At 35.8% G+C, this 5,359-nt stretch carries 5 protein-coding genes; 4 read left to right on the top strand and 1 reads right to left on the bottom strand.

Going from position 1 to position 5,359, the window contains the following annotated elements; genetic code table 11:
- Positions 1-143 precede the first annotated feature (143 nt).
- The 3 genes from AC1W31_RS20230 to AC1W31_RS20240 all read left to right on the top strand — a co-directional run bounded on the left by AC1W31_RS20230 (position 144) and on the right by AC1W31_RS20240 (position 2,877).
- Positions 144-1,187, top strand: a complete 1,044-nt coding sequence (locus AC1W31_RS20230) for a hypothetical protein (protein ID WP_481736313.1) — start codon at positions 144-146, stop codon at positions 1,185-1,187.
- A gap of 23 nt (positions 1,188-1,210) precedes the next feature.
- A complete protein-coding gene (locus AC1W31_RS20235; RefSeq protein WP_481736314.1) occupies positions 1,211-1,816 on the top strand; it encodes a hypothetical protein in 606 nt (201 codons plus the stop codon).
- A gap of 446 nt (positions 1,817-2,262) precedes the next feature.
- Positions 2,263-2,877, top strand: a complete 615-nt coding sequence (locus AC1W31_RS20240) for a recombinase family protein (protein WP_481736315.1) — start codon at positions 2,263-2,265, stop codon at positions 2,875-2,877.
- Between the two features lie 310 nt (positions 2,878-3,187).
- On the opposite strand, the gene AC1W31_RS20245 is transcribed toward AC1W31_RS20240, so the two are convergent.
- Positions 3,188-3,607: a hypothetical protein gene (locus AC1W31_RS20245; RefSeq protein WP_481736316.1), complete on the bottom strand. Its 420-nt coding sequence runs from the start codon at positions 3,605-3,607 to the stop codon at positions 3,188-3,190.
- Between the two features lie 576 nt (positions 3,608-4,183).
- Between AC1W31_RS20245 and AC1W31_RS20250 the strand changes: the two genes are divergently transcribed.
- On the top strand, positions 4,184-4,969 hold the full coding sequence (locus AC1W31_RS20250; protein ID WP_481736317.1) for a hypothetical protein: 786 nt from the start codon (positions 4,184-4,186) through the stop codon (positions 4,967-4,969).
- Positions 4,970-5,359: the final 390 nt, after the last annotated feature.

Below are 5,359 nucleotides of genomic sequence, written 5' to 3' on the forward strand. Positions count from 1 at the left end.
ATAGAAAGTAAATATTATGTGATATTAGCATAAAAAAGTGTAAAATAAAAAATATTTTAACAAGAGCTGAAAAATTAAAAATTGGTATTGTATATTTGAAAAGTTAAACGATAAAAAATCTAATATAGCCCAAATACGCATTGATGTCATTTCATTCCATCAACGCTCCTTTGGGGTCTTGCAGACGGCTTACTCCGATGTCAAAAGGATTTGCAAAAGTATCACATAGTGGAAATGGCAATGTAGCGTATTATTTACGTGAAGGCGAGTGTATGGCTTTCAAGCATCCACAAGGCTATAATAAAGAAGAAATTTTGCAACATTGGGAAGAAATAGAAAAGAATGAGAAATTAGGGAATAAGAATTTAGGAATTAGAGGGCGACACGATGCAAGGGTGAGAACGAATTACATTTTGAGTATGCCTAATTCGTTAAGCCCGAATGAGTGTATTGATAGAGTGCAAGCTATCATAGACAAAACGCCCATCAAAGATTGCATTTATACAACGGTGGTACACAAAGGCGAGAAAGACGGTATCACGAATCAGCACGTGCATCTGTTGGTAAACGAACGGATTTTATCCACCCAGAAGAAAGACCGAGAAATGCAACGGAAGGAGTGGTTGGATAAATCGTTTAAGAGTCTCTATGAAAAGGAATTCAAGGTTGAGTTTTCCGAAGGTCAAACCGTAGCTCCCAGAGAGCGAATTAACCAAGGACTCTTTGAGGCAGACCGCAAGGCATCCAGACAGGGTATTTCAAACCATCAAAAACTACATGAAACGCCAGGGGATTTAAGCCCTAAAAATGTTATAGGTAATGCTTTGTTGTTGCAAAGCCTAAAATCTTTTGAAAAGTCTTTTGTTGCCGACCAAGAGAAGAGCAGACAGGCTGCCGAGAGAAGAGCCGAAGCGGAAAGACAAGCTGCCGAAAAACAAGCCCAAGCGAAAGCCCAGAAGCAAGAAGAAGAAAGAATTTTAGCTCAAAAACTATTGAGCCTTTCGCCATCGTTTGCTAAGGAGCAGGAGCGAGAAGCCCAAGAAGTGAAAGAGGAACAAGCCCTTGAAAAAGAACGCATCGACCAAGCAAACGAGGACCAGAAATTAGAGGAGACAAAGAAGGAGCAGAAACAGGAAGTTAAAAAAGAGCAAGTCAGACAAGCCCCCCGAATGAGCAGGGGAATGTAAGACCATTAAATTTATATGAACCAATGGATACAACACCCGAAGAAGAAGAAGAAGCAAACCCCTTAGTAATTGCTTTTAATAAAATTACCACCCAATTAGAGCTATTAGAGAAACTTAACCGTATAGCCGAAGAGCGAGAGCAGAAAGCGATTGAGCGAGAACAGAAAGCGATTGAGCGAGAGCAAAGAGCCGAAGAACGAGAGCAGAGAATGATTAAAGAGCAAGAGCAACAAGCAAAAGCACGAGCGAGTGTCATATTGGAAAATCATCAAGCTATTGTTAAAAAACAAAAAGAATTGTTAGATGTGATGCCATCCTATTTTATTAGATTTTATGATATAAGGGCTAAAACGGAGAAGTTTTTAGAAACCTATTTTGCAAATTTACCCCAAGAAATAATTTTAAATAATGAACATAGTTTGCATAAGGCAACTAAAAAAATGATTTATATCGTTCTTATAGGAATGTTGATTTCGGGCTTACTGGTTTACTTTGCCAGTCCTCATGTAGATACTGTTAAGTTAGATTATCAAGCCAACAAGATAGAAGAATTAAACGCTAAATTGGATTATATGGTTGAGAAAAACCCTAAAACGGCTAAGAATTATGAAGAAGAAAAGGAGAAATAAATCTTAAAAAACAGTTTTTATAAGTGGCTATGTAAACATTGTTTACATGGTTTTAAGACCTATTTACTCGAAAAAACACTTTTTATCAGTCAAAATTGGAGAAGGCAAAAAAGAGAAATTATTTTGTAAAAAAGACTCAAAACTTGAAATATAGAGCAAAATAGTCCTCAAAAAACAGTTTTTATAAGTGAATTATTCGCTTTCATAAATTGAAAAAACACTTTTTATCAGTCAAATTTAGGAAGTACAAAGAGACGATATTTTGCTAAAAATCCGTAAAAAGGTGTACCAAAATAAACATCAAGCGGAAAAATTCGCTTGACGGGAAATGAAGACGGTTTTTAAAGAGGGGTTTGGTGTACCACCGAAAGCAGTAGCCAGATTTGGTACATAGAAGCTCCGCTTTTATCTTTGCCAAAGGTCTTTTAATTAAATGAATTGAACCCATGAAAGCGGTCATATTAGCCAGAGTTTCCAAAAACCAACAAGATTTTGAACGCCAACTTTTTGAGCTAAAAAATGTGGCAGCATCGAGAGATTATGACATCATCGAGGAAATTGTTAGTAAACAAACGGGAGATACTAAAAACGAAAACCGCCCCGATATTCAACGGCTCATAGCCCTTGCCAATACGGGAGCGATGCAGACGGTGATGGTTTCCGAAGTGTCGAGATTAGGCAGAAAGACTTTTGAAATCTTAAAGGTTTTAGAAATCCTGACGGAGAAAGGCATTAACATTTACGTCCATAATTTCAAGATTGATACCTTATTGCCAGATGGCAAGCGCAACCCCGTAGGACAGCTCCTTTTTATGTTCCTGAGTGAGAGAGCCAGAGCCGAGCAAGAAGACCGAACCGAAAGAATAAAATCAGGCATTGAACAAGCCCGCAGAGCAGGGAAACACATTGGCCGAAAGGAAGGCAAAGAAGACGAAAAGGTATTTTTGAAGCGACATAAAAAAGTGGTGGCATCCCTTCAGTTGGGCAACAGCATACGGGCGACCATGAAAGTAGCAGGGGTAGCCATGGCAACGGTTCAGAAGGTCAAGAAATTAATCTAATTTTTGTAGAAAAGTTAGTGATATTTAGAGGAATTCCGAAAGAATCCTAAATCGAAATTTTGTAAGAATTCCGAAGGTATCTCGCTGATTATCAAAGAATCCCCAATTTTAAAGGGAAAGGATAAGATGAATAAATGGCGTAAAACGGTTTAATTAATATTTACTTTTAAAGTAAATATTAATTAAACCGCAAAATTCTTACAAATAGGGCTTTATTAAGCCAATCAAAAGACGATAAAAATTAAAAAATAGCCACAAGTAGCTAATTTAGTGCTAATTGTACGCTAATTTAGGACAGAGTTTAAGCGAATCACAAACCCTTAAAATCCCTCTCCGATAAGACCTTTAAAGCTAATTCTATATCACTCATACCCATCACTTTATCAATGGTAAACTCCGCCATTTTCTTAGACATTGCCAAACCATCGGAATAAAGTACCTGCATTGTATCAACATCTTTTTGAAGTTCCACAACCTGAGTAGTTTGACTATCCGTAAGTTTGAGTTCCTGCCACCTACGAAGTTGCTCCCGATAAATAGGCACAAAATCTAAACCAACTTGATACTGTTTAATAGCCCGATTAATCATGGTATCGTCTAAAATTTCGGGTTTGTGCTTGGTTTGATTGAGAAGGCTTGTAAGTCCCTGAGTCTCCTTCAAACTTCCTTTAATAACCTGAGAGATAAGCGATAAATTTTCGATGGGATGATACTGAGGTTGTGGATTCATAGCGAAAGGCATTTAATTAAAATTCCGCCACAAAGATAATCAAATTTACAAAGGGGTTAAGAAATAAAAGTCGTAGCTATTTTGTAATGAACACTACAAAATAGCTAAATTAACCTAATGATGTCAATTTGAGTTTAGCAAAATGTAAATTATTGATAATCAATAATTTACAAAATTAACTTCATAAAATATTTGAAGATAACGTATTGTATTTCAGTGACTTACGCTATGCTATCTTACTTTGGGCCCAATAAGGGAGTAGCGACCGAAATGGGAGTTTCAAAAATGACACTTTACCAATATCTCAGGTATCGAAAAGTCGCAATTGGTGGCTATGTTCATCAAAATGACTCTAAAAAGTCAAGTAATTGAAAATCATCAAGTTGCATTTTGTAAAATCTCAAAAACAGAAATTGTAAATATTTGATTTTTAGAGCGTTACACTACGCTATGTAATTTTTGGCCCAATAAGGGAGTTGCAACCCCTTTTGTAAGACTTTTGTAAATTTTCAAATAAATTTGCTGCCTTCAAAATTAATATTTACTTTTAAAGTAAATATTAATAAAAACCTTCCAATGGCCAGAAAAATCATTGATAAAGTCGAGTATTTGAAAACCCAAGCAGCGTTGGAAAAATGTTTAGACCAAACGCCTAAATTGGAGCTTGTGCCAGGCGTTCACAATGTGAATCTAACTCCCGAAGGTTTAAACATTCACTACATTTCAAAAGAGTACATGAACGACTTTAAACCCTTCGCTCAATACGATATACGCACCCATAAATTAGTAAATTACGGAAATCCTGCCGTAGAACTTAATTACTATTACAAACATAAATACTTTGTCGATACCAAAGCAACCAAAGAAAACATTGAGCAATATCTCATTACTTACCTTGATAATTTAGCGGATGAAAAAGCCGAATTAAAAGAGAAGATAAAAAAAGTATTAGAAGCGTTTTTAGAACCCGAAGAACGGGAAAACATCCTTGAATCCTATAAAGCAGAAATGTTAAACTTACAGGAGCATACGGATTATTGGTTCACGGTGGCATGGAATCTTTCCAACATGGAATGGGTAATTTCCAATTATGAATTAGGGTTTCATTACTACGAATTAGGATTCAAGTATTGGGATAATAAGGAATTAGAATATGTAATTTACAACAGCCACATGATTAAAAATCAGTACAATAAAAAAGGGGAATTAATTCAAGAGCGACACAATCTAATTTTTGTGGACGAACAAGCCTTACAACGCCCCATCCCGAACCAACATAAAACCGTTGAAAAACTGCTATCCACTTTCACATCACAATTTCGTTTGGGCGTTAAGATACTGTATTTCAAAGAAAAGAAGTAGCAATATTTTCATGCTTTCCTCCCATGCTCCTATTCAATGAACGCAACAAAAAGGAAAACTACAAAGGGGAAAAGATTGAGCATGAATCAAGTGAACACATCATTTAATTAATATTTACTTTTAAAGTAAATATTAATTAAACTCAAAACCCTTATTTCTTCAACTCATAAATTTATGGTAAATTTAAGGAATAAAAATTGTGGATATACGACACTACAAAACCATTTTAAACCTCTTCATGCAATCTTATGTATATCATTGGCATCATTAAAACCGATTTACCCAAAGTCTTAATTAACCCTAAAATGTGCAATACCCCGCAGGAGTTAATGAGCTGGTTAACGTCATTTTTTAACAAAGACGATTTTAAATTAATTGAGCCAATAACCC

It is taken from the genome of Arcicella sp., from assembly GCF_964672035.1.